Origin of the sequence: Marinobacterium aestuariivivens, from assembly GCF_042661465.1 — a bacterium.
GTDB classification, from domain to species: Bacteria; Pseudomonadota; Gammaproteobacteria; order Pseudomonadales; family Balneatricaceae; genus Marinobacterium_A; species Marinobacterium_A aestuariivivens.
This window is the reverse complement of record NZ_JBHSWE010000001.1, coordinates 149,991-171,779: the sequence shown is the minus strand read 5'-3', so window position 1 is coordinate 171,779 and position 21,789 is coordinate 149,991. Positions and strand designations below refer to the sequence as shown.

Below are 21,789 nucleotides of genomic sequence, written 5' to 3'. Positions count from 1 at the left end.
GGCGGCAGCCGAGCCCTCAGGGACGAGTTCACGGCGTGTCAGACAGGCCCGACCACATCGACCCTGACGATCTTGTCATCGCCTCGTGATAGTGCGATTGCCCTGCGTAACCCGCTGACAGAGCTTGCCGCCTGTGGCTTTCTATCTTATTCTTTACGTTAACGTAAACTTTGAATAAAGAGCGACGGGAGAATTCGATGCAGATCCAGAACAAAGTGTTCGTGATTACCGGCGGCGCACGAGGGCTCGGGCTTGGTATGGCTGAACATCTTGCCGGCCTCGGCGGCCGGCTGGCGCTGATCGATCTGGACCGCGATGCGCTGGATGCGGCGGTGCGAAAGCTCGAAGGCAGGGGAGGCGAAGCGCGTGGCTATGTCTGCGATATCGCGCGGGAAGCCCAGGTCGAAGAGGTGTTCGCGTCTATTCGGGGCGACTTCGGCCGCATCCATGGCCTGGTCAACAATGCGGGCCTGATGCGTGACGGCATGCTCATCAAGGTCAAGGACGGTCAGTTGCTGGGCAAGATGAGCTATGAGCAGTGGTCCAGCGTGGTCAACGTCAACCTCAGCGGCACTTTCCTCTGTGGTCGCGAGGCTGCGGCGATCATGGCCGAACAGGGCGAAGGCGGCGTTATCGTCAACATCTCTTCGGTATCCCGCGCCGGCAATATCGGCCAGACCAATTATTCGGCCACCAAGGCCGGCGTCGCGACCATGGTCGTCAGCTGGGCCGGCGAGCTGGCACGTCATGGCATACGCGTCGGTGGCATCGCCCCGGGCGTCATCGCAACCGACATGACGGCACAAATGAAGCCGGAGGCGATCGAGCGCATGCTGCAGGCCGTACCGCTGAGGCGTCTGGGCGAAATCTCCGAGATGGCGCATACGCTGCAATACATCATCGAAAACGACTTCTTCACCGGGCGGATCGTCGAGATGGATGGTGGCTTGAGAGTCTGAGAGAGTGGGCAGTTGACAGTGAACAGTAAGAGCAGGCTAGTTCCGCCGAGGCAGTCTGTGTACTGTTAGCTCGCAACTGTTGGCTCATCAATAAAAAAGGCCGGTCACCCGATATCCGGGGCCGGCCGAAGTTCACAAGAACAACAAGTCAATCAAAAAACGGGTGTCGCGGAGCAGCCTCGACTCAGTGGCTGAAGCGCAGGAACAGTGGCTTGAATGCATTGTTCCAGAACGGCTGGATCTGACGCTGACCCAGCTTGACGAGGAATTCGCGGATCATCCTGGCGCGCTCCATTCGAGCTGCCGCCATCACTTCTTCCAGGTTGATATCACTCATCTGCTGTGCGCTATACATGCTGCCTACCTCGGTGTCACGGTTACAGATTGCCTACTGATACGACGTGGTCCCCAAACCATCGGCTCTTCAGAGCTCAGCAATCATTCGATGGAGGCTATAGTAATCATCCGCTGTCACTGACTCAAACGACAGTTTTTCAACCTTTAGATTAAAAATATTCATCTATTTGTTCTTTGGCGATGGCTGGTCTCGAAAACGAGTAGGCGTTTTATGCCCTGTTTATAAGGAGATGTCGGGTCTTTGCTGGTTTGTTGCGATGCAATATAAGAAGATGATGGTGTTAGTTTCGTTCAGCTTATCAGGACGGTCCCGTCTCTCGCGCCTGGTGGGGACAGGGATAGATGTCTGGTCAGTGCAACGGTCAAGCCGCAGAACCGGTGACAAGTTCGGTCTGGTGGCGTTCGTTGCAGTGAACTTTTGCCTGCGGAGGTTGCCCCTACAGGCATGACTGATTTCGATGCAAAATCCCGCAATGGTGGACGTCTGATGTGGTTCGCGGCCTGGCTGTCATTGCTGGCGCTGCTGGTGCTGGGCTTTGACGGCTGGCTGGAGCGGCAGTACAACCCCAACAGCGAGCTCCGAGCCCTGAGTGTTGACGGCAAGGCGGAGGTGGTGCTGCAGCGCAATCGCGCCGGTCATTATGTCGCCCCCGGGCTGATCAATGGCCAGCCGGTTCAGTTTCTGGTCGATACCGGTGCGACCCGTATCAGCGTACCGGAACCGCTGGCGCAGCGTCTGGGCCTGCGCGCAGGGTTTGCGACGCGTGTCACCACGGCCAATGGCATGGCCACCGTCTACGATACTCAGCTGGACGAAGTGCGACTTGGGGCGATTCTGATTCGCAATGTTCCCGGTAATATCAACCCGGGCATGCCGGGCGATATGGTGCTGCTGGGCATGAGTTTCATGAAGGATCTGGAGCTTGTGCAGCGTGGCGAGACCCTGACGCTGCGACTGCACTGATGAATGATCTGAAGAAGTGACGAGTGACAGGTTATGCGTCAAAACCCAGTCGCGTAACGCGTCACTCTGTTTTGCAGCCAGCCATCGACCCTGCTAGATAATCCAGCGGGCGACTCCGTATACCAGCAATCCTACTGCCACCGTGGCGAACAGGTGCCGGCTGAAGAAGGCCGTGATCGCGGCGGCGATCGCCGCGATCAGATAGGGGTTGTCGAGACTTGAATCCAGCTGTCCACCACGGATCAGCGTGGTCTGGGCGATGATGGCACTGAGTACCGCTATGGGTACGAATCGCAGTGCCTGCGCGATCAATGGCGGGATATGCACGCGTCCGGCGAGCGCCAGCGGCAGGTAGCGCGGGACGAACGTCAGGAGTGCCATGCCGGCGATCAGAATCCATTCGTTCATGCGGCTGCCTCCCGGGTGGCGTCGGCACGGCGTTCCAGCGCCACGCCGATACCAATGGCGACCAGGGCCGTGAACAGCAGGCCGCTCTGGTGTGGCCAGTCATGGGTCAGCAGCGCGCAGGCGCAGGCGCTGAGAGCGCAGGCCCACTGCGCACGGTTCTGCAGTGCCGGTACCACGATGCCGATAAAGGCCACCACCATTGCGACATCGAGTCCCCAGTCGGTCAGGTTCGGGATCTGCTGACCCAGGCTGATCCCGAGCCAGGTGCAGAACACCCAGTTGCCGTACATCGCCAGCGCCGAGCCACAGTAATACCAGGGCAGTCCCTTGAGTTCAGGGTCCAGACCGATACGGTTGGTGACGACGGCATAGGTTTCGTCGGTCAGCCAGAATGCCATCAGCCCCCGTATCCGTTGTGGCAGCCCCGTCACCCAGGGCATCAGGCTGGCGGCATAGAGCATATGCCTGAGGTTGACGACGAATACCGTCAGCAGGATCACCGGCAGGGCCGCGGCACTGGCCACCAGGGTCACGGCGATGAACTGGGCGGAGCCGGCGAAGACGAATAGCGAAATCGCCAGGGTCGCCCATTCGGAGAGGCCGTTGCCGGTGGCCAGGGCGCCGTAGACGATGCCGAACGGTACCGCCGCCAGGATCAGCGGCAGGGTATCGCGGGCGCCGGTGAGGAAGAGTCGTGCGGGAGTCATGGTGTTTCGTTGCCGTAGATTGGAACCGCAGTATAGGGCGCGGGTCGGCAGGGCGGCTTGTACGATCTTGCGCTGTTGCGGTGGATGGCGCGGTGGTATTGTCCCGGGGTCAGCCCCAGTGCGCGCTTGAAGTGGCGGTGCAGATGGCTCTGGTCGCTGAATCCCGCCGCCACGGCGGCGTCCGTCGGACTGAGGCCGGCGAGCAGCAGTCTTCGGGCCTGGATCAGGCGTCGCTGCACCAGGTAGGCGTGGGGCGGAAGGCCTACCTCGCGCTGGAAGAGGCGATTGAGGTAGTGGGGACTGAGGCCGCAGAGTTCCGAGAGGTCGGCCAGCGACGGGTTCTCGCTGCTGTGGGCGTCGAGGTATTCCCGTACACACCGGACGGCGCCGTGATCGGCACCACCGGCACGCGTTTCCAGCCGCTGCCGACCATAGCGGCGGCTGAGGTCGCCCATGACGTTGAGCCAGGCGCTGTCGCTCGCAAGCCGGTTGTCGCCGTGCTCCAGCAATGCGATCAGGCCTCGCAGTCGTTGCGCCATATGCGGGTCCTGGATCACCGGGTCCGGAAACCAGGGCAGACCATTGCCCTCGAAAGCTTCGGCCAGGCTTGTCATCAGCTCCGGGGATGGGTAGAAGCCGCGGTAGCGGCAGCCGTCGGCCTCTTCCTGACCGTCGTGTACTGTATCGGGATTCACCAGCACGATATCGTCGGGGCCGGCGACGCGGCTCGCGCCCATGCAGTGGAATCGCTCGGCGCCGCTGTCGATGACGTGAATGGCGTAGCCCTCGTGCACGTGGCGGCTGTAGGTGGCGCCGTCGTAACGGTAGTGCAGCAGGTCGAGCCCGCCGAAATCCGGCAGGTGCTGGAAGCGGGTGTTGTCGGCAGGGGCGGGGCTCGGCATGGCGGTCTTGTTAGGCGGATAGGTTCGTGCACTATGCGGCCGGCCGGCCGAGGATTCAAGGCCCCGATTGTGGTCGGCTTGATGTCGCGTGGCCGGCCTTGACGCTGCCGAGGGCGAGGCCGCTCTCCTTGAGGCAGCGTCGGAATTCACCCTTTCGGAGTTCATTCCGACCTACGGGCCGGTTGCTGAATCGCATCGCCGACGCGGACGATCTTCAGGGTATTGGTACCGCCGTGCGCCTCGATGTAGTCCGCAAAAACCAGCATGCCCGGATAATTGCGTCTGTTTTGTGGGGAGGAAAAATAGAATAGGCAGTGCGGGAAGCTTTTCTTTCAGGAAAAGACACATAAGAAAGCCTTCGTTAGGGAATGCTTCGGTATTTGATTGCCTGGGCTTTCAGAAGAGGGAGGTCATGCTTAATAACCAGAATTTACCTCTGGGCCGCTAGGAATCAAAAAAATGGACCCGCAGTGCGGAATTGACCTTCATCAATTACCAGAGCTGGCAGATGTGCGTCAAGCGAGCTTGGCGCAAGTTGCGACCTTTTTACGATTAAATTCGGTCAAAAGTGCGATATCTGCCGGTTACTCACCTCTCTAGCATCAATAGGGTGATGCTTTGCATCGCGTTCTGAAAACCCTGTTGAGGAGGCTCCCTATGCAATGGGTTGATCCGGCATTCTGCGACCTGCGTCTGGGCTTCGAAGTCACCGCCTACGTCTACGTCCGCTAGCCACAGAGGGCCGGGGGCTCTTTTTCGGAGCTCCCGGCTTCCCATTCATTCATGTTAAACCGGCAAGAAAATACCGGCTAGATAACAGTATTAACCCGGCGGGTTAATACATGAAGCAGGGATGCTTCATTATTGGCCGCAGGCCAATGTAAATGCCACAGAAATAAGCATATCCGTGCACTTGTGCCTGCTTTTGTGGCGTGACCTCCCAATAGCCAGGGAACTTATTTGGAGGCCAGGTTAATAAGAACAAGCAACAGGAGCGAAGAAGATGACTCAGGACCGAAGGATCCGGCTCGACGCCCGTTACGTCGTCCGTCCGCCCTTTCTGTTCCGCTGGGAGGCATCCCAGGATGCCCACCTGCTGCTCTATCCGGAGGGAATCGTCAAGCTCAACGCCACCGGCGGTACCATACTCGGCTTCTGCGACGGCAAGCATACGGTAACGGAGTTGATCGCGGCACTGACCGCCCGGTACGACTCGACCGACAGCGATGCGATCACTAACAGCGTCCTCAACTTTCTGGAGGTGTCCCGTGACAAAGGCTGGATCCAACCTGAAGCTTGACGGTGACGGCAAGCCCATCTGGCTGCTGCTGGAACTCACCTACCAGTGTCCGCTGAAGTGCGCCTTCTGCAGCAACCCGCTGGCGTTCGACCAGACCCGTGACCAGGAGCTGAGCACCGACGAGTGGAAGCGGGTGATGCGCGAGGCCCGGGCCCTGGGGGCGCTGCAGATCGGCTTCTCCGGCGGCGAACCGACGCTGCGCAAGGACCTGGAGGCGCTGGTGGGGGAGGCCACGGATCTGGGCTTCTACACCAACCTGATCACCTCCGGTATCGGCCTAACCGTCCGGCGTCTCGAGGCCCTCCGGGACGCCGGGCTCAAGCATATCCAGCTGGGATTCCAGTCCAGCGATCGCCACACGGCCAACCTGCTGGCCGGGGTCGACAGCTTCGATCGCAAGCTGGCGATCGCGAAGGAGATCAAGGCACTGGGTTTCCCGATGGTGCTGAACGTGCCGATCACGCGGCAGAACATCGCCCAGGTGCCCGATATCATTCGCCTGGCCAGCCGGCTGGGGGTGGAATACCTGGAGCTCGCCAACGTGCAGTATTACAACTGGGCGCTGGTCAACCGCGAGCAACTGTTGCCCAGCCGCGCCGAACTGGAGCGGGCCGAGGCGGAAGTGAACCGGGCCCGGGACCAGCTGGGCGACAGCATGACCATCTTCTTTGTCATTCCCGACTACTACGAGGGGCGTCCCAAGGCCTGCATGAACGGCTGGGGTTCGATCCATCTCACCATCGCGCCCGACGGCGCGGCCTTGCCCTGTTCTCAGGCGCGCAGCATCGACAGCCTCAGCTTCCCGTCGGTGCGCGATCACAGCCTGAGCTGGTTGTGGCACCAGTCGCCGGCGTTCCAGGCCTTCCGGGGCGACAGCTGGATGCGGGAGCCCTGCCGCAGTTGCGACGAACGGGAGCGCGACTTCGGCGGATGCCGTTGCCAGGCGATGCTGCTGACCGGGGATGCCCGCAATACCGATCCGGCCTGCAGCAAGTCACCTCACCACGGCATCGTCCGTCAGGCGATCGCCCAGGCGGAACAGCCCCGCGATGGCGGCGGTCCGCTGATCGCCCGGGATGCCGGTTTCGGCTGTGGAGGCAAGTGAGATGAAGCTGCCCCACGACTCCCTGGCCGGCAGCCTTACGGCCGGCCTTGCCCTGACTCTGATGCTCTACCTGCTGGTACGGGTGCTGGTTTGAGGAGGTGATAGGATGAGTTTTTCTCTGCTGGACCTGTTGCTGCGCTGGGGCCACCTGCTGTTCGCCCTGGTCTGGATCGGTCACAACTATGCCAACGTGGTGCAGCATCCGCGCTTTCAGCCCTTCAACGGCGAGGACAGCCCCGAGGCGCGTGGCGCCGCGCTGGAGCGGCGGATGCAACGCGAGCACGGTACCTTCCGTTATGCCTCCCTGGTGGTCTGGTTCACCGGCATGGGCATGCTGGCGCAGCGGGGCTGGCTGGCGGACGCCCTGCTGCTGCGAGGCCATCTGGCGGTGATCGGCATGGGGGCCTGGATCGGCACCCTGATGCTGTTGAACCTCTGGCTGGTGCTCTGGCCGCACCAGAAAAAGGTGCTGGGATTCGTCCCGGCCCTGCTGGACGAACGGGTGCGCTGTTCGCGGATCACCTTTCTGTCGTCGCGAACCAACAGCATCCTGTCGATTCCGCTGCTGTTCTTCATGGCCGCCGGTAGCCATGGCCTGGCCCTGTTCGGTTGATCCGCCATGACGAGGCCGATCTACAACTTCGCGGCCGGGCCCGCCATGCTGCCCGCGCCGGTGCTGCGCCAGGCTCAGGCGGAGCTGCGCGACTGGCAGGGCCGGGGCCTGTCGGTGCTGGAAATGCCCTTTACCGGCGAGGCGTACGGCGAAATCGAACGCCAGGCCCGGGCGGATCTGCGCCGACTGCTGAAGATACCGCAGGACTACCGCATCCTCTTCATGCAGGGCGGTGCCTCGGCGCAGTTCGCCCTGGTCCCGCTCAACCTGCTGGGCCGCGATGGACGCGCCGACTATATCGACACCGGCCACTGGTCACGCAAGGCGATCACCGAGGGGCGGCACCATTGCCGGCTGCGGGTCGCCGCGTCCGGCGCCGGGCAGGGCTACGACGGCCTGCCGGATCCTGATGCCTGGCGGCTCGACCCCCGCGCCGGCTATTGTCACATTACCCACAACGAAACCGCTGACGGTCTGCAGTTCCACCATATACCGGACACGGGCGCTGTGCCGCTGGTGGCCGACATGACCTCCGACCTGCTGTCGCGCCCGCTGGACATTTGCCGCTTCGGTCTGGTCTACGCCGCCGCCCAGAAGAATATCGGCCCTGCCGGCCTGACCCTGGTGATCGTTCGTGACCATCTGTTGCGTCCGGCCCGTCCCGGGACGCCGGGACTCTTCGATTACCGGTCCCTGGCCGACAACCGGGGGCGGCTCAATACACCGCCGACCTACGCCGTCTACCTGGCCGGTCTGGTGTTTCGCTGGCTGCTGGACCAGGGCGGACTGGCGGCGATGGCCGTACGCAACCGCCGCCAGAGCGAACGCCTCTACGCCGCCATCGATGCCAGCGATGGCTACGAGTGTCCGGTGCGGCCCGCGGACCGGTCGCAGATGAACCACTGCTTCCGGCTAACCGACCCCGCCCGGGAAGCCGATTTCCTGCGCAAGGCCGAGGTCTGCGGCCTGCTGAACCTGGGCGGGCATCCCGCCCGCGGCGGCATCCGCGCCAGTCTCTACAACGCCATGCCCGATGCCGGGGTCGAGGCTCTGATCGATTACATGGCCGCCTTCGTCGATGGCCAGGTCTGACCGGCGCGAGCGCCTCGGCAGCCGGCGGCGGGCGCGCTGCGGGGCGGGACCAGTGCGGGCGCCGCGACAAGTCATGGGCCTGAGCTTCGCCAATCCGCTGGGGATCGCCGCCGGCATCGACCCTGTGGGAGCACTGAGCCGGTGCGCCGGCGCCATGGGGTTCGGTGCACTGGAAATCGGCACTCTGACCCCGCGCCCGGAACCGGGGCACAATCCGGGTGTTGGCGTCCTCCGGGCACTCCGGCAGCATCCGGCAGGGCTTGCGCCGGTGAGGTTGGGGATCAATCTCGGCCTCAACCGGAACACGCCACCCGAGCGGGCGCTGATGGATTTTCGCGACGGACTGAGGGCGGCCTGGCCCTACGCCGACTATATCGCCCTCAACTTCAGCAGTGCCCAGACTCGCGTCCTGCTGGATCCGGATCATCGGCACCGGTTGCTGGCACTGTTGAGCGCACTCAAGCGCGAGCAGTACCGGTTGACCCGTCCCGGCAAAAGGCCCGTGCCGCTGGCGCTGAAACTGTCCCTGGCTACCGCGCTATGCGAGTCGCTGTTGACGGACCTTTGTCGCTTGCGCCTCGATGCGCTGATCCTGGTCCAGGAAAGCGCCGTGCCGGAGGCGTCCGAGCCCGCCTGGCGGCTGCTCGCCCGCCGACAGCGGGCCTGTGCCGAGCTCCGCCGGCTCAAGACCCGGTTGGCAGGACGGCTGCAGGTCATCGCGGTGGGCGGGATCGGGTCTGCCCGGGACGCGGCTGATCGCCTGCGGGCCGGCGCCGATCTGGTGCAGGTGCACCGCGCCCTTTTGCCCGGAGGCCCGTTGCACGGCCGTCGTCCGGACTGGCGATGGCACCTTCACCGGCGGGCGGCCCGGCGCCAGGTGATCCGTGGCCCTGGCCAGTACCGGTTCAATATGAATCCCCCATTCGGCAGTACGACTCCAATATATGGCGATTAGAAACTACCCGTTATTCAGGCTTTCGGGCCGCTCCCGGTAAATATTTAATTTAAGATGGAAGTTAAGAAATTAAGAAAAATTAAGTTTCGTTTGTTGGATTTTAATTGCTTTAAAAATCAGTTGCTTGTGATTTAATCTGTAATATTTTTTTGTCCGCTGGAACCAGCCTTGGTTGCGACTATCCTAAATAAGGAAGCTATTTATTACGGAGGCTGGACCGATGATCAAATTAATAAGCGCTATTCTGGTCCTGTTATCGAGTGTTGCCGTACAGGCAGGCGTGGGACCGGACTCGGCCTGGGGCGAGTTGTACCAGCATCGTTTCTATGAACCTCAAACGCCGGTGATTCCGTTCCATGCGAGATCGAGCACCGGCGCCGACAGCCGGCTCATTCTGAAAAAGGCGCATGATGTCAGCGTATTTCGTTCCAGAGAGGGTCGCGAATGGCTCTATGGTGGTATCGCACGGCTTTGTACCGAATACAGTGTAACCGGGAGCCTCAGTGACAGCCGTCGGCGCTGCCTGGCGTACGAGGAGGTGCAATTGGTAAGGGATAGAGGCACGGAGTTGCGTTACTGCACGTTCCGTTCCGATGACGACTGTCAGGCCTACGCCAGCCGTTCCGAACAGTTGCCGCTGGAGTATTCGGTTCCGGTTATGGTGAGGACCAGCGAAAGCGACAGCTTTACACGGACCCGGGTCGCCTTCAGCAAGACACTGAAAATCGCCGAGTGCGGGGATTGCGCCGAGCGTCTGGGCTATTGATCCGGACCCGGCTGATGCCTCCCCGTTGTCAGCCGGGTCCATCGATGGCCGTTCCGGTCTACATTTAGAGGGCAAAGCACTGCGGTGCCGGATCTTTCCGCCGGCGGGAGGTTACATGTCCAGATTATTGACACCCATGCTGCTGGCCGCAACCCTGGCACTGGCTGCGATGCCGGCGGCGGCGTTCTGCATTCATAACGACAGCGATCGATCACTGTTCTTTGCGGTCGGCGACCACGGCATTCTGTATAAGAAGTGGGTCTCGTCCGAGGCCATGTCCTGCTGCGACTGGCGTCAGGTGAACTGCAACTGGACCCATCTCGCCGATGGCCAGTTGAACGTGCGGGTCTACGAGCAGCGCCCCAACGGCGTCGAGGCCGCCTGCAGCACCCGGGTGCGTGCCGACGGCAACCTCTATCTGAGCCGTTTCGATCCCCAGGGACAATGTCAGTGGCAGCCCTGAGGGGCTGAATCCCCGCCCGATCTATTTGTCAGCCAGGTTAATAGCTTCGTAGCCGGCGAACTTAGCTGTTGTTCCATTCACCCCGGGCAAGCTCCGCCGCCACAAGCGCTTTCAGTCGGCTGGCGATCGGTGACAGCCGACGGTCCTTGACCTGCAGAAGGTAATAGGGCGACATCCGGATGGGCTCACGTAGCTGCAGCACCTTCAGCCGGGCAGCGACCTGTCGCCCGCTCAGCAGGTCCGCGACTTCGCTCGCCAGCGGAGCGATCGCCGAGGATGACACAAGCATGGCGATCATGACCAACAGTGAAGTGGTGTTGGTGATGTTCTCGGGCGGGCTGGCGCCGGCGGCCAGGAAGGCATTGTCGACGGCTTCCCGTATCGGTGCTCGATGAGTCTGAATGACCCACTCATAGGTGGCCAGGTCGCGAATCGAGACTTCCTTGCCATTGGCCAAGGGATGGTCCTCTCGCACAACCAGTCGGACGGCCTCAGTGCGCGCCGGTTGTATGTCGAACTCGTTGGCGTCGAATTCCGGCGGCAGGCGGGCCAGGACGAAATCGTTTATACCTTCGATCATACCGCGAACCAGAACCGGGCTGGTTTCGACATTGACATGAATCTCGGCTCGCGGTGATACCGCCTTGAGTTGTTGTACGGCGGGTATGACGAAGCCCACGGCCGCGCCGGTTACAGCGCCGACAGAGGCCATTCCACCTTCCCCCGTTTCAGTTCTTCGACATCCCGTGCCAGATCACGCAGTTCCAGCAACATGCTGTGGGCTCGGTGGGCCAGGGCACGGCCGATCAGCGTCAGTTCCATGCCCTTGGCGTGGCGCTCGAAGAGCTGAGATCCCACGATGCGTTCGATCTCGCTCAGCATGCGCGAGGCCGCGGGCTGGGTAATGGCCAGCGTTGCAGCGGCAAGGCCGAGCTGGCCTTGCTCGGCGATGGCGGCGATCAATCGCAGATGGTTGAGTTTAAGCTGTCGGGCGAATCCAATGTCCATGAAGTCATAAGATATCAGAATTGGTATCTAAGTATAGGTTTATTGCATTTGATTGATATCAAATGCTGGCACTATTCTGGTTTCAGGATCTTCAAGGTCCGTTTGGCTTACGGATAACAATAATGGCGGAGCTACTGCGACTTCACGGGACGAACCCGCGGCGCGGAATCCGCAAACAGGAGAAGCTAATGAAACCCATCAAAACCTTGCTCGCCTCTCTGGCACTCGGTGCCACCCTGTACGGCGCTTCCGCACAGGCAGCCGACAATGGTTACGTCGGTATCGCAATGCCGACCAAGTCGTCGGCACGCTGGATCTCGGATGGCGAGTCCATGGTCAAGCAGTTCGAGGAGGCCGGTTACAAAACGGATCTTCAGTACGCGGAGGACGATATTCCGAACCAGCTGGCCCAGATCGAGAACATGATCGTCAAGGGGGTCGATGCGCTGGTGATCGCCGCGATCGATGGCACCACCCTGTCGAATGCGCTGGAAAACGCCAATGCGGCCGGCGTCAAGGTGATTGCCTACGATCGCCTGATCCGCGGCAGCAAGTATGTTGACTACTATGCCACCTTCGATAATTTCAAGGTGGGCGTGCAGCAGGCAACCACCCTTGTCGAAGGAATGAAAAAGAATGGCGACGGACCCTATAATGTCGAACTGTTCGGTGGTTCGCCGGACGACAACAATGCTTACTTCTTCTATGACGGCGCCATGTCGGTGCTGCAACCACTGATCGACTCTGGCGATATCGTGATTCCGTCCGGTCAGACGGGCATGGATACGGTCGGCACATTGCGCTGGGACGGCGCCGTGGCCCAGGCCCGTATGGACAATCTGCTCTCGGCCCACTATACCGACAAAAGGATAGACGGTGTGCTGTCTCCCTACGATGGCCTGTCGATTGGTATCCTCTCTTCGTTGAAAGGCGTCGGTTACGGCTCCGGCGATATGCCGATGCCGATCGTCTCCGGCCAGGATGCGGAGCTGCCGTCGGTCAAGTCCATTCTGGCGGGCGAGCAGTATTCCACCATCTTCAAGGATACCCGTGAACTGGCTCGCGTCGCGGTGAGCATGGTCGATGCCGTGCTGCAGGGCGGGGAGCCGGAAATCAACGACACCAGTACCTACGACAACGGCATGAAAGTCGTGCCGTCCTACCTGCTCGAGCCTATACCGGTCGACGAATCCAACTGGGAACGGGTACTGGTCGACAGCGGCTACTACAACGCCGACCAGCTGAAGTAAGCCTGCCAAGTCACCGGGCTCGGCGGCTCCGCTGCCGTGCCCGCCTGATCGGACCATTCCCATGCAAGACATTATTCTGGAGATGCGCGGCATCACCAAGACCTTTCCTGGCGTGAGGGCGCTGGATCAGGTCAACCTGCAAGTCCGTCGCGGGGAGATCCATGCGCTCTGCGGCGAAAACGGCGCCGGCAAGTCGACACTGATGAAGGTGCTGAGCGGCGTTTATCCCCATGGCAGCTACGATGGCGAGATTCTATTTCAAAACGAGCCGGTCGAGTTTGGCGGTATCTCCGACAGCGAAGAGAAAGGCATCATTATCATCCATCAGGAACTGGCTCTGGTGCCGTTGCTGTCGATTGCCGAGAACATTTTTCTCGGCAACGAGATGGCCGAAAGGGGCGTTATCGACTGGCCCGCGGCCTATGCCCGCACGGGCGAGTTGCTGAAAAAAGTTGGCCTGAAGGAAAAACCCTCGACCTTGATCGACAAACTGGGGGTGGGTAAACAGCAGCTGGTCGAGATCGCCAAGGCACTGTCGAAGGAGGTCAAACTGCTGATCCTCGACGAGCCGACCGCCGCGCTGCAGGAAAACGACAGCGAGAAACTGCTGGACCTGCTGCTGGAATTCAAGGCCCAGGGTATCTCGTCGATACTGATTTCGCACAAGCTCAACGAGGTCAGCCGTGTCGCCGACAGCATCACGGTGCTGCGGGACGGTACCACGGTGTCGACGCTCGACTGCCAGGCCGGGCAGATCAGCGAAGAGCATATCATTCGCGACATGGTGGGCCGCGACATGGCACACCGATATCCGCATCGTACACCCAATATCGGTGAGACGTTGCTGGAGGTCTCGGGCTGGAACGTCTGGCACCCCGAGGCAGCCGAACGGCAGATCATCCACGATATCGACCTCAGGGTTGCCGCTGGCGAGGTGGTCGGCATTGCCGGTCTGATGGGGTCGGGGCGTACCGAACTGGCCATGAGCCTGTTCGGCCGCAGCTACGGCAAAAACATTGGCGGCACCGTGCGCCTGCGGGGACAGGAGATCGACGTTTCGACGGTCGGAAGTGCGGTGAAGCACGGCCTGGCCTATGTCACCGAAGATCGCAAGGAACTCGGGCTGGTGCTGGACGAGAGCATTCTCAGGAACACTACCCTGGCCAACCTCGGTGGCGTATCGGAACACGGCGTCATCGACGATAGCCGGGAGCGGCGCGTGGCCGAGGACTATCGCAAGGCGCTGAGAATTCGGACGCCAAGCGTGTTTCAGAAGGTCGTCAACCTGTCCGGCGGCAATCAGCAGAAGGTGGTATTGAGCAAATGGCTCTTCGCGCAGCCCGACGTGCTGATCCTCGACGAGCCCACCCGGGGCATCGACGTCGGTGCCAAGTTCGAAATCTACAGCATCATCAATCAGCTTGCCGACGAGGGCAAGGGCGTGATCATGATCTCGTCGGAAATGCCCGAGCTGCTGGGCATGTGCGATCGCATCTACGTGATGAACGAAGGCTCCTTCGCCGGTGAGCTGGCCGGGCATGAAGCCAGCCAGGAAAAGATCATGTCGATGATCGTGAAGGCCTGAGCCTAGTGGAGAAATAAAAATGCAACAAGCCAAATCCTCTGTTGAAGCCGCACCGGCGGAACACGCCAGGACATCTATCGGCGCCTATCTGTCGGGCCATCTACGTGAATACGGCATGTTGGCGGCGCTGGTCGTCATCATGGCGCTGTTCCAGTTCCTGACCGACGGCACCCTGATGCGTCCGGTCAACCTCACCAACCTGTTCCTGCAGAACAGCTACATCATTATCATGGCGATCGGCATGCTGCTGGTCATCGTGGCCGGGCATATCGACCTCTCGGTCGGGTCGGTGGTCGGCTTTATCGGTGCCCTCGCGGCCGTGATGATGGTGAACTGGGAGTTGCCGACGCTGGTCGTGGTGCCGCTATGCCTGATGGCGGGTCTGCTGATTGGGGCGGCCCAGGGCTACTGGGTCGCCTACTGGAAGATACCGTCCTTCATCGTGACGCTGGCCGGCATGCTGGTATTCCGTGGCCTGACACTGGCGCTGCTCGAAGGCCAGTCGGTGGGGCCCTTCCCCAACAGCTTCCAGTTGCTGAGCACCGGTTTCGTGCCGGACCTGTTCAGCGATACGCGTCCCAATATCACGGCGATCCTGCTGGGCATGATCGCATCCAGTGCCATCGTGCTGCTGGCCGCCCGTGCCCGCGCGCGGTCGCTGAAATTTGGCATCGAGGAAGAACCCTTCGCCTTTTTCGTCGCCAAGAACGGCTTGATCGCCGCGGCCATCATTTATATCGCTTATCTGCTGTCGACCTATCGCGGCTTGCCCAATGTGCTGATCACCATGGCGATCCTGATAGCGGTCTACACCTTCCTGACCAACAAAAGCACCCTCGGCCGGCGCATTTATGCGCTGGGCGGCAACGAAAAGGCGGCCAAGCTTTCCGGTATCAATACCGAGCGACTGACCTTCCTGACCTTTGCCAACATGGGCATGCTGGCGGCGCTGGCCGGGCTGATCTTTGCCGCCCGTCTCAACACCGCGACCCCCAAGGCCGGGGTGGCCTTCGAGCTCGATGTCATCGCCGCGGTCTTTATCGGCGGCGCCTCGATGTCCGGCGGTGTAGGCAAGGTGATCGGTGCCGTGATCGGCGCTTTGATTATGGGCGTGATGAACAACGGCATGTCGATTCTGGGTATCGGTATCGACTGGCAGCAGGTGATCAAGGGCCTAGTGCTGCTCGCTGCCGTGATCTTCGACGTTTACAACAAGACCAAGCACCGCTAAGGAGGAAAATCGACCATGTATCTTTCCCAGCTTAAGGGGGTGCTGGCGTGATCTGGCGTGTGGGCTATTCTGCACGAATCGTCAAGGGTGCCGACAGCATCTATGCGCTGGCACAGGAGGCGATCTCATCCGGTACGAGTCTCGCCGCTGTAATCGAGCGCCACGGTTTCGGCGAAAGCGTCGATCTGCCAGCACTGGCGGCCGACGGTCGCCTGGATTGTCCGGTGCGTCATCCCGATCCCGCCCATATGTTCCTGACCGGAACCGGCCTGACTCATCTCGGTTCTGCCTCGGCCCGCGATGCGATGCATGCGGCCGGCGAGGGTCTGAGCGACTCGATGAAGATGTTTAAGGCCGGGCTGGAGGGGGCAAACCGGCGCCGGGCGAAGCCGGCGTGCAGCCCGAGTGGTTCTACAAGGGAACCGGAACGGCCGCGATCGCGCCGGGCGATGCGCTGATCTCGCCGGATTTTGCGCTCGATGGTAGCGAGGAGCCCGAAATCGCCGGCATTTACCTGATCGGTCCGGACGGCATCCCCTGCCGAATCGGCTTCGCGCTTGCCAACGAGTTTTCGGACCATGTGACCGAGCGCATCAACTACCTGTTTCTGGCCCACTCGAAGTTGCGCCCGGCCTCTTTCGGGCCCGAGATCCTGGTCGGTGAACTACCGCAGGATATCCGGGGGACTTCGCGCATCCTGCGCGATGGCGTTGTTGTCTGGGAAAAACCCTTCCTGTCCGGCGAAGAGAACATGTCCCACAGCATCGCCAACCTGGAGTACCACCACTTCAAGTACCGGCTGTTCTGTCAGCCCGGTGATCTGCATGTGCATATGTTCGGCACCGCGACACTGTCGTTCGCCGACGAGGTTCGGGTCGAACAGGGCGACGTGATCGAAATCGAAGCCCCCAGCTCGGACTGGCACTGCGCAATCCGGTCCGGGGAGATGACCCACATGCGCCGGAGGTGAAGCCGTTATGACTGCCATCACTGCCGATAGCAAGGCAATCTATCCCGATCTCGACGGGCGTACCGTGCTGATTTCCGGCGGTGCATCCGGTATCGGCGCGTCCCTGGTCGAGGCTTTTGCCCGCCAGGGCGCGCGGACCGCTTTCGTCGACATTGATGCGGACGCAGGGCAGGCACTGGAGGAAAAGCTCAGGACCGAAGGCCGGGAGGTGCTGTTCCGGCCGTGCGACATCACCGATATGCGGGCCTACCAGAGCACCATCCGCGAGTTCGCCGATCGATACGGGCCGATCACCGCCTTGCTGAACAATGCCGCCAACGATGTGCGCCATACGCTGGATGCGATCAGCTACGAGCGCTTCGATGAGCTGGTGGCGGTCAACCTCAAGCACGCAATGTTCGCGACCCAGGCCGTAGCGCCGATGATGCGCCAGGCCGGTCGTGGCTCCATCGTCAATTTCGGTTCGGTCGGCTGGATGATGGCTTCACCCGGCTATCCGGTGTACGCCGCCAGCAAGGCCGCGGTTCATGGCATGACCCGCGGGCTGGCACGGGATCTCGGCGCCGACGGTATCCGGGTCAACACCCTGGTGCCGGGATGGGTGATGACCGACAAGCAGCTGCAGCTCTGGGTCGATGACGCGGCAAAAGAACTCATCAAGCGCAGTCAGTGCCTGGCGGGCCGGGTCCTGCCGGAACATATCGCCCAGATGGCATTGTTTCTGGCGTCCGATGCCTCGGCCATGTGCTCGGCACAGAATTTCATTGTTGACGGAGGTTGGGTATGAGCGCATTCAAGCCCGCTAAATGGCCGCGCAAGTTGCGGTCGACGGAGTGGTTTGGCGGCACCAGCCGCGATCACATCTATCACCGCAGCTGGATGAAGAATCAGGGGCTGCCGGCTGATCTTTTCGACGGTCGCCCGGTGATCGGTATCTGCAATACCTGGTCACAGCTGACGCCCTGCAACGCCCACCTGCGCGATCTGGCCGAACGCGTGGCCCACGGCATTTACGAGGCGGGTGGCCTGCCACTGGAGTTTCCGGTGTTCTCGGCCGGTGAAAGCTCGCTGCGGCCGACCGCAATGATGTACCGCAATATGGCGGCGATGGATGTCGAGGAAGCATTGCGCGCCAATCCACTCGACGGTGTCGTGCTGCTGGCCGGTTGCGACAAGACCACGCCCGCGCTGCTGATGGGGGCCTGCAGCACCGATATCCCGGCCATCGTCGTTTCGGGCGGCCCCATGCTCAATGGCTGGTTCCGCGGTGAGCGAGTCGGTTCCGGCACCGCCCTCTGGCAGATGTCGGAAGACGTCAAGGCCGGCAATATGACGAGGGAGGATTTCCTCGAGGCGGAGCAGGCGATGTCCCGCTCGCCGGGCTCCTGCAACACTATGGGCACCGCCAGCACCATGGCCAGCATGGCTGAGGCGCTGGGCATGGCGCTGTCGGGCAATGCTGCGATACCGGCGGTGGACAGCAGACGCCGCGTGATGGCACATCTATCGGGCCGGCGCATCGTGCAGATGGTCAAGGACGATCTCAAGCCCTCCGATATCCTGACCCGGGAGGCGTTCGAAAATGCCATCCGCGTCAACGGCGCCATCGGTGGTTCGACCAATGCGGTGATTCATCTGCTGGCAATTGCCGGTCGCGTCGGCATCGATCTGACACTGGACGACTGGGACCGGCTCGGGCGCGAGATTCCGACCATCGTCAATCTGATGCCATCGGGCCAGTACCTGATGGAGGAGTTCTTTTACGCCGGCGGCCTGCCGGTCGTCATCAAGGCCCTGGGCGAGGGGGCAAGCTGCACCGCGAAACGCTGACCGTCTCCGGGGGCCCCATCTGGGATGAGGTCAAGGACGTCAGGAGCTGGAACGAGGATGTGATCCGGCCGGTGGACAAGGCACTGACTGCAAGCGGCGGTATCGTCGTGCTGAAGGGCAACCTGGCTCCCAGCGGCGCCGTGCTGAAGCCTTCAGCTGCAACGCCGGAGCTGCTGCAGCATCGCGGACGGGCGGTGGTGTTCGAGGATATCGACGACTACAAGGCGCGCATCAACGACGAGGAGCTGGATGTCGACGAGACCTGCATTCTGGTGATGAAGAACTGCGGACCCAAAGGCTATCCGGGGATGGCCGAGGTCGGCAACATGGGCCTGCCGCCGAAGGTGCTGCGCAAGGGTATCAAGGACATGGTGCGCATTTCAGACGCCCGCATGTCCGGCACGGCGTACGGCACCGTCGTGCTGCACACCACGCCCGAAGCCGCTGCCGGCGGGCCACTGGCCGTGGTCCGCAATGGCGACATCATTGAGCTGGATGTGGCCAATCGCCGGCTGCACCTGGATATCTCCGACGAGGAGCTGCAACGCCGCCTCGCCGAGTGGCACTTACCGGTGGAACCGCCACAAAGCGGTTATGCGAGGTTGTTCTACAACCACGTCCAGGGTGCCGATACCGGCGCGGATTTCGACTTCCTGCGCGGTTGTCGCGGCGCAGCGGTGCCGCGGGACAGCCATTGAGGAACTGGCAAGCTGTAAGCCGAAAGTTGCCAGTGGCACCTGTCGCTTGCAGCTTGTGGCTCGAATCTTACAGCTTACAAATTGGAGCAACTACATGTTGACAGGCAAACACCTGATTGCCGGCCACTGGAGAGACGGCGAGCATACCTTCAAGTCGTCGCCGGCCGAGGGCTCCGCCCATGAATTTGCGATCGGAACCCCGGTCGAGGTCGAGCTGGCTGCAGAGGCGGCGGAGGCCGCCTTCGCGTCCTACGGCTATACCAGCCGGGCACAGCGCGCCGCCTTCCTCGATCGCATCGCCGATGAAATCGACGCCCGGGGTGACGAGATCACCGAGATCGGCTCACAGGAGACCGGGTTGCCGCAGGCGCGTCTGATCGGCGAGCGTGCGCGCACCGTCGGCCAGCTGCGGCTGTTCGCCCGTCATATCGAGGCCGGCGACTACCTGGACCGACGACATGACGCAGCGCTGCCGGACCGGCAGCCGCTACCGCGCCCGGATCTGCGCCTGATGCAACGCCCGGTCGGGCCGGTGGCGGTATTCGGAGCCTCGAATTTTCCGCTGGCCTTTTCGGTCGCCGGTGGCGACACAGCCTCGGCGCTCGCCGCCGGCTGTCCGGTGGTCGTCAAGAGCCACTCGGCCCACCCCGGCACCGGTGAGATCGTCGCCCAGGCCATCGATGCGGCCCGTCGAGCGCTTGAGCTGCATCCGGGGGTTTTCGCCTTCATCCAGGGCGGCAACCGCGAGGCGGGCCAGGCGCTGGTGCAGCAGCCGCTGATCAAGGCGGTCGGTTTTACCGGCAGCCTCGCCGGCGGCCGGGCGCTGTTCGATCTCAGCACCCGGCGCCCTGAACCCATTCCGTTTTTCGGTGAGCTGGGCTCGGTCAACCCGATGTTCCTGCTGCCACAGGCGCTGGCCGTCCGGGGTGCCGGGATCGCCAAGGGCTGGGCCGCGTCGCTGACAATGGGCGCCGGTCAATTTTGCACCAACCCGGGCATTGCAATCCTGATCGACGGTTCCGAGTCCGATGCCTTTATCGACACTACGAAGCAGGCACTCGCGACTGTCGCGCCCCAGACCATGCTGACCGATGGCATGGCCGATGCCTACAGGGCCGGTGTCGTCCGTATGGAGGGGGCCACGGGTGTCGAGGAGATCCTGGGTAAAGTCTGCGAGCAGCGGCAGGCGGCCCCTTATCTCTTTGTCACCAGTGGCAGAGAGTGGCTCGAGAGCGCCGAACTGGGGGAAGAGGTATTCGGCCCGCTCGGCCTGGTGGTCAGGGCCGCCGATTTCGATGAGATGCTGAAAATAGCGCATGCGCTGCAGGGGCAGCTGACCTGCACCTTGCACCTCGACCCGGCCGATGCACCCCAGGCCCGACAGTTGCTGCCGGTTCTCGAACGCAAGGCCGGGCGGCTGCTGGCCAACGGTTTCCCGACCGGGGTCGAAGTGTCCGATGCGATGGTCCACGGCGGACCCTATCCGGCATCGACCAACTTCGGTGCGACTTCGGTCGGCACGATGGCGATCCGCCGTTTCCTGCGGCCTGTCTGCTACCAGAACATGCCGGCGGAGCTGCTGCCCGCGGACATCGGCGCCGATGTCTGAGCCGATGACGAAAGCCGACTGGGTCGCCGTCGACTGGGGCACCAGCCGGCTGCGTGCCTGGGCCTGTTCGGACGATGGGCGGGTTCTGCAGCAGGCCGCGTCGACAAAAGGTATGAGCAGCCTGACGTCGGGGCTGTTCGAAGCCGCGTTGCTGGAACTGATCGGGGACTGGTTGGCGCCGGACAAGGTGACGACGGTGATAGCCTGCGGCATGGTCGGGGCCCGTCAGGGTTGGATCGAAGCGCCCTATACCGAGGTGCCCTGTGCACCGCTGGCAGCAGACCGAATGGTCAAAGCACCGGTGCTGGATCCAAGGCTGCGGGTGTTGATCATTCCGGGGCTCTGTCAGTCGACGCCGGCCGATGTGATGCGCGGTGAGGAAACCCTGCTGGCGGGTTGTCTCGTCGGCGAGGACGTTGTCTGTCTGCCGGGTACGCATTGCAAATGGGTGCGGCTGAGCCAGGGGAGCGTGCTGCACTTTCAGACTTTCATGACCGGTGAGCTGTTCGCGCTGCTGTCGGAGCAATCGGTGCTGCGGCACGGGTTGCAACTCTCCGGCGGTGCAGACAGTGAATGGGACGACGCCGCTTTTATCTCGGCGGCCGAGGAGGTTCTTGTCAGTCCGCAAGGCCTGCCGGCGGCGCTGTTCGGACTGCGGGCGTTCGGACTGCTGCACGAACTGGCGCCGCCAGCCGCCGGGCCCGTCTGTCGGGGCTGCTGATCGGGGCAGAGCTGGCGGCCGCCCGGCCGTTCTGGGATGGACGGGCAGTCAGTCTGGTGGGTGATCGCGGGCTGCCCGTGCTCTATGCCCGGGTGTTGCGCGCGAGGGACGTCGAGGTCAGAACCCTGGACGCAGAAGCGGTTACGCTTGCGGGATTGCGGGCCGCTTATGACTACAGCTTGGAAAGGAGTAACAATCGATGAGTCGACCCCTGATCGCCATTCTGAGGGGCATCCAGCCGCGGGAAGCCGAAGCGGTGACCGCTGCACTGATCGAAGCGGGCATCAGTCGCATCG

Annotated in this window: 23 protein-coding genes and 2 pseudogenes; 19 read left to right on the top strand and 6 right to left on the bottom strand. The window is 62.1% G+C overall.

Annotated features, from left to right (window positions below; all coding sequences use genetic code 11):
- The first annotated feature begins 197 nt into the window (after positions 1–197).
- Positions 198–959 carry an SDR family oxidoreductase gene (locus ACFQDL_RS00875; protein WP_379907388.1) on the top strand — a complete coding sequence of 254 codons (762 nt, stop codon included), beginning with the start codon at positions 198–200 and terminating at the stop codon, positions 957–959.
- Positions 960–1,143: 184 nt separating this feature from the next.
- Here ACFQDL_RS00875 and ACFQDL_RS00870 read toward each other — a convergent pair whose 3' ends face one another.
- The gene (locus ACFQDL_RS00870; RefSeq protein ID WP_379907387.1) at positions 1,144–1,314 is read right to left on the bottom strand and encodes a hypothetical protein; all 171 of its coding nucleotides are present in this window, start codon (positions 1,312–1,314) and stop codon (positions 1,144–1,146) included.
- A 447-nt stretch (positions 1,315–1,761) separates the two neighbouring features.
- Between ACFQDL_RS00870 and ACFQDL_RS00865 the strand changes: the two genes are divergently transcribed.
- Positions 1,762–2,280 carry a retropepsin-like aspartic protease family protein gene (locus ACFQDL_RS00865; RefSeq protein WP_379907386.1) on the top strand — a complete coding sequence of 173 codons (519 nt, stop codon included), beginning with the start codon at positions 1,762–1,764 and terminating at the stop codon, positions 2,278–2,280.
- A 93-nt stretch (positions 2,281–2,373) separates the two neighbouring features.
- On the opposite strand, the gene ACFQDL_RS00860 is transcribed toward ACFQDL_RS00865, so the two are convergent.
- The 3 genes from ACFQDL_RS00860 to ACFQDL_RS00850 are packed head-to-tail and all read right to left on the bottom strand — an operon-like array spanning position 2,374 to position 4,297.
- A complete protein-coding gene (locus ACFQDL_RS00860) occupies positions 2,374–2,688 on the bottom strand; it encodes an AzlD domain-containing protein (protein WP_379907385.1) in 315 nt (104 codons plus the stop codon).
- Complete coding sequence (locus tag ACFQDL_RS00855; RefSeq protein WP_379907384.1) at positions 2,685–3,395, bottom strand: AzlC family ABC transporter permease; 711 nt, start codon at positions 3,393–3,395, stop codon at positions 2,685–2,687. The genes ACFQDL_RS00860 and ACFQDL_RS00855 overlap by 4 nt, the downstream gene beginning before the upstream one ends.
- Positions 3,392–4,297, bottom strand: coding sequence for a helix-turn-helix transcriptional regulator (locus ACFQDL_RS00850; RefSeq protein WP_379907383.1), 906 nt, complete (start codon positions 4,295–4,297; stop codon positions 3,392–3,394). Before ACFQDL_RS00850 ends, ACFQDL_RS00855 begins: the two co-directional genes overlap by 4 nt.
- A 657-nt stretch (positions 4,298–4,954) precedes the next feature.
- On the opposite strand from ACFQDL_RS00850, the gene pqqA reads away from it, so the two are divergent.
- The 8 genes from pqqA to ACFQDL_RS00810 all read left to right on the top strand — a co-directional run bounded on the left by pqqA (position 4,955) and on the right by ACFQDL_RS00810 (position 10,591).
- On the top strand, positions 4,955–5,029 hold the full coding sequence (gene pqqA / locus ACFQDL_RS00845) for a pyrroloquinoline quinone precursor peptide PqqA (RefSeq protein ID WP_114477445.1): 75 nt from the start codon (positions 4,955–4,957) through the stop codon (positions 5,027–5,029).
- A 271-nt stretch (positions 5,030–5,300) separates the two neighbouring features.
- Positions 5,301–5,597, top strand: coding sequence for a pyrroloquinoline quinone biosynthesis peptide chaperone PqqD (gene pqqD / locus ACFQDL_RS00840; protein WP_379907382.1), 297 nt, complete (start codon positions 5,301–5,303; stop codon positions 5,595–5,597).
- Positions 5,566–6,702 (top strand): pyrroloquinoline quinone biosynthesis protein PqqE, encoded by a 1,137-nt coding sequence (gene pqqE / locus ACFQDL_RS00835; protein ID WP_379907381.1) that lies wholly within the window; start codon positions 5,566–5,568, stop codon positions 6,700–6,702. The genes pqqD and pqqE overlap by 32 nt, the downstream gene beginning before the upstream one ends.
- Before the next feature lie 106 nt (positions 6,703–6,808).
- The gene (locus tag ACFQDL_RS00830) at positions 6,809–7,315 is read left to right on the top strand and encodes a urate hydroxylase PuuD (RefSeq protein ID WP_379907380.1); all 507 of its coding nucleotides are present in this window, start codon (positions 6,809–6,811) and stop codon (positions 7,313–7,315) included.
- A 6-nt stretch (positions 7,316–7,321) separates the two neighbouring features.
- The gene (gene serC / locus ACFQDL_RS00825) at positions 7,322–8,407 is read left to right on the top strand and encodes a 3-phosphoserine/phosphohydroxythreonine transaminase (RefSeq protein WP_379907379.1); all 1,086 of its coding nucleotides are present in this window, start codon (positions 7,322–7,324) and stop codon (positions 8,405–8,407) included.
- Positions 8,394–9,362 carry a dihydroorotate dehydrogenase gene (locus tag ACFQDL_RS00820; RefSeq protein WP_379907378.1) on the top strand — a complete coding sequence of 323 codons (969 nt, stop codon included), beginning with the start codon at positions 8,394–8,396 and terminating at the stop codon, positions 9,360–9,362. The genes serC and ACFQDL_RS00820 overlap by 14 nt, the downstream gene beginning before the upstream one ends.
- 220 nt (positions 9,363–9,582) lie before the next feature.
- Complete coding sequence (locus ACFQDL_RS00815; protein ID WP_379907377.1) at positions 9,583–10,128, top strand: hypothetical protein; 546 nt, start codon at positions 9,583–9,585, stop codon at positions 10,126–10,128.
- Positions 10,129–10,243: 115 nt separating this feature from the next.
- Positions 10,244–10,591, top strand: coding sequence for a hypothetical protein (locus ACFQDL_RS00810; protein ID WP_379907376.1), 348 nt, complete (start codon positions 10,244–10,246; stop codon positions 10,589–10,591).
- 61 nt (positions 10,592–10,652) lie between these two features.
- On the opposite strand, the gene ACFQDL_RS00805 is transcribed toward ACFQDL_RS00810, so the two are convergent.
- Both ACFQDL_RS00805 and ACFQDL_RS00800 read right to left on the bottom strand, forming a co-directional pair.
- On the bottom strand, positions 10,653–11,303 hold the full coding sequence (locus tag ACFQDL_RS00805) for a LysR substrate-binding domain-containing protein (RefSeq protein WP_379907375.1): 651 nt from the start codon (positions 11,301–11,303) through the stop codon (positions 10,653–10,655).
- Entirely contained in the window at positions 11,282–11,599 is a 318-nt protein-coding gene (locus tag ACFQDL_RS00800) for a LysR family transcriptional regulator (RefSeq protein WP_379907374.1), read from the bottom strand. The genes ACFQDL_RS00805 and ACFQDL_RS00800 overlap by 22 nt, the downstream gene beginning before the upstream one ends.
- A gap of 188 nt (positions 11,600–11,787) precedes the next feature.
- Here ACFQDL_RS00800 and chvE point away from each other — a divergent pair, with 188 nt between their 5' ends.
- The 9 genes and pseudogenes from chvE (at position 11,788) to ACFQDL_RS00755 (ending at position 21,696) form a co-directional block, all read left to right on the top strand.
- On the top strand, positions 11,788–12,849 hold the full coding sequence (gene chvE, locus ACFQDL_RS00795) for a multiple monosaccharide ABC transporter substrate-binding protein (protein WP_379907372.1): 1,062 nt from the start codon (positions 11,788–11,790) through the stop codon (positions 12,847–12,849).
- 61 nt (positions 12,850–12,910) lie between these two features.
- A complete protein-coding gene (gene mmsA / locus ACFQDL_RS00790) occupies positions 12,911–14,434 on the top strand; it encodes a multiple monosaccharide ABC transporter ATP-binding protein (protein ID WP_379907370.1) in 1,524 nt (507 codons plus the stop codon).
- 19 nt (positions 14,435–14,453) lie between these two features.
- Positions 14,454–15,665: a multiple monosaccharide ABC transporter permease gene (gene mmsB, locus ACFQDL_RS00785; RefSeq protein ID WP_379907369.1), complete on the top strand. Its 1,212-nt coding sequence runs from the start codon at positions 14,454–14,456 to the stop codon at positions 15,663–15,665.
- A 47-nt stretch (positions 15,666–15,712) separates the two neighbouring features.
- A complete protein-coding gene (locus ACFQDL_RS00780) occupies positions 15,713–16,123 on the top strand; it encodes a hypothetical protein (protein ID WP_379907368.1) in 411 nt (136 codons plus the stop codon).
- The gene (locus ACFQDL_RS00775) at positions 16,060–16,635 is read left to right on the top strand and encodes a hypothetical protein (protein ID WP_379907367.1); all 576 of its coding nucleotides are present in this window, start codon (positions 16,060–16,062) and stop codon (positions 16,633–16,635) included. Before ACFQDL_RS00780 ends, ACFQDL_RS00775 begins: the two co-directional genes overlap by 64 nt.
- Positions 16,636–16,642: 7 nt before the next feature.
- The gene (locus tag ACFQDL_RS00770) at positions 16,643–17,422 is read left to right on the top strand and encodes an SDR family NAD(P)-dependent oxidoreductase (RefSeq protein WP_379907366.1); all 780 of its coding nucleotides are present in this window, start codon (positions 16,643–16,645) and stop codon (positions 17,420–17,422) included.
- Positions 17,419–19,163: pseudogene (gene araD, locus ACFQDL_RS00765) on the top strand (L-arabinonate dehydratase). Before ACFQDL_RS00770 ends, araD begins: the two are co-directional and overlap by 4 nt.
- 94 nt (positions 19,164–19,257) lie before the next feature.
- On the top strand, positions 19,258–20,772 hold the full coding sequence (locus ACFQDL_RS00760; RefSeq protein ID WP_379907365.1) for an aldehyde dehydrogenase (NADP(+)): 1,515 nt from the start codon (positions 19,258–19,260) through the stop codon (positions 20,770–20,772).
- A pseudogene (locus ACFQDL_RS00755) lies at positions 20,765–21,696 on the top strand (2-dehydro-3-deoxygalactonokinase). The gene ACFQDL_RS00760 and the pseudogene ACFQDL_RS00755 overlap by 8 nt, the downstream one beginning before the upstream one ends.
- Positions 21,697–21,789 lie beyond the last annotated feature (93 nt).

Excerpts from the sequence above, each read along its gene's own strand:
- pqqD (WP_379907382.1), top strand. The coding sequence starts at position 5,301 with ATGACTCAGGACCGAAGGATCCGGCTCGACGCCCGTTACGTCGTCCGT.
- ACFQDL_RS00805 (WP_379907375.1), bottom strand. The coding sequence starts at position 11,303 with ATGGCCTCTGTCGGCGCTGTAACCGGCGCGGCCGTGGGCTTCGTCATA.
- ACFQDL_RS00800 (WP_379907374.1), bottom strand. The coding sequence starts at position 11,599 with ATGGACATTGGATTCGCCCGACAGCTTAAACTCAACCATCTGCGATTG.
- serC (WP_379907379.1), top strand. The coding sequence starts at position 7,322 with ATGACGAGGCCGATCTACAACTTCGCGGCCGGGCCCGCCATGCTGCCC.
- ACFQDL_RS00815 (WP_379907377.1), top strand. The coding sequence starts at position 9,583 with ATGATCAAATTAATAAGCGCTATTCTGGTCCTGTTATCGAGTGTTGCC.
- chvE (WP_379907372.1), top strand. The coding sequence starts at position 11,788 with ATGAAACCCATCAAAACCTTGCTCGCCTCTCTGGCACTCGGTGCCACC.
- ACFQDL_RS00865 (WP_379907386.1), top strand. The coding sequence starts at position 1,762 with ATGACTGATTTCGATGCAAAATCCCGCAATGGTGGACGTCTGATGTGG.
- ACFQDL_RS00810 (WP_379907376.1), top strand. The coding sequence starts at position 10,244 with ATGTCCAGATTATTGACACCCATGCTGCTGGCCGCAACCCTGGCACTG.
- ACFQDL_RS00860 (WP_379907385.1), bottom strand. The coding sequence starts at position 2,688 with ATGAACGAATGGATTCTGATCGCCGGCATGGCACTCCTGACGTTCGTC.
- ACFQDL_RS00850 (WP_379907383.1), bottom strand. The coding sequence starts at position 4,297 with ATGCCGAGCCCCGCCCCTGCCGACAACACCCGCTTCCAGCACCTGCCG.
- ACFQDL_RS00830 (WP_379907380.1), top strand. The coding sequence starts at position 6,809 with ATGAGTTTTTCTCTGCTGGACCTGTTGCTGCGCTGGGGCCACCTGCTG.
- ACFQDL_RS00875 (WP_379907388.1), top strand. The coding sequence starts at position 198 with ATGCAGATCCAGAACAAAGTGTTCGTGATTACCGGCGGCGCACGAGGG.
- ACFQDL_RS00855 (WP_379907384.1), bottom strand. The coding sequence starts at position 3,395 with ATGACTCCCGCACGACTCTTCCTCACCGGCGCCCGCGATACCCTGCCG.
- ACFQDL_RS00820 (WP_379907378.1), top strand. The coding sequence starts at position 8,394 with ATGGCCAGGTCTGACCGGCGCGAGCGCCTCGGCAGCCGGCGGCGGGCG.
- ACFQDL_RS00870 (WP_379907387.1), bottom strand. The coding sequence starts at position 1,314 with ATGTATAGCGCACAGCAGATGAGTGATATCAACCTGGAAGAAGTGATG.
- ACFQDL_RS00770 (WP_379907366.1), top strand. The coding sequence starts at position 16,643 with ATGACTGCCATCACTGCCGATAGCAAGGCAATCTATCCCGATCTCGAC.
- mmsA (WP_379907370.1), top strand. The coding sequence starts at position 12,911 with ATGCAAGACATTATTCTGGAGATGCGCGGCATCACCAAGACCTTTCCT.
- mmsB (WP_379907369.1), top strand. The coding sequence starts at position 14,454 with ATGCAACAAGCCAAATCCTCTGTTGAAGCCGCACCGGCGGAACACGCC.
- ACFQDL_RS00760 (WP_379907365.1), top strand. The coding sequence starts at position 19,258 with ATGTTGACAGGCAAACACCTGATTGCCGGCCACTGGAGAGACGGCGAG.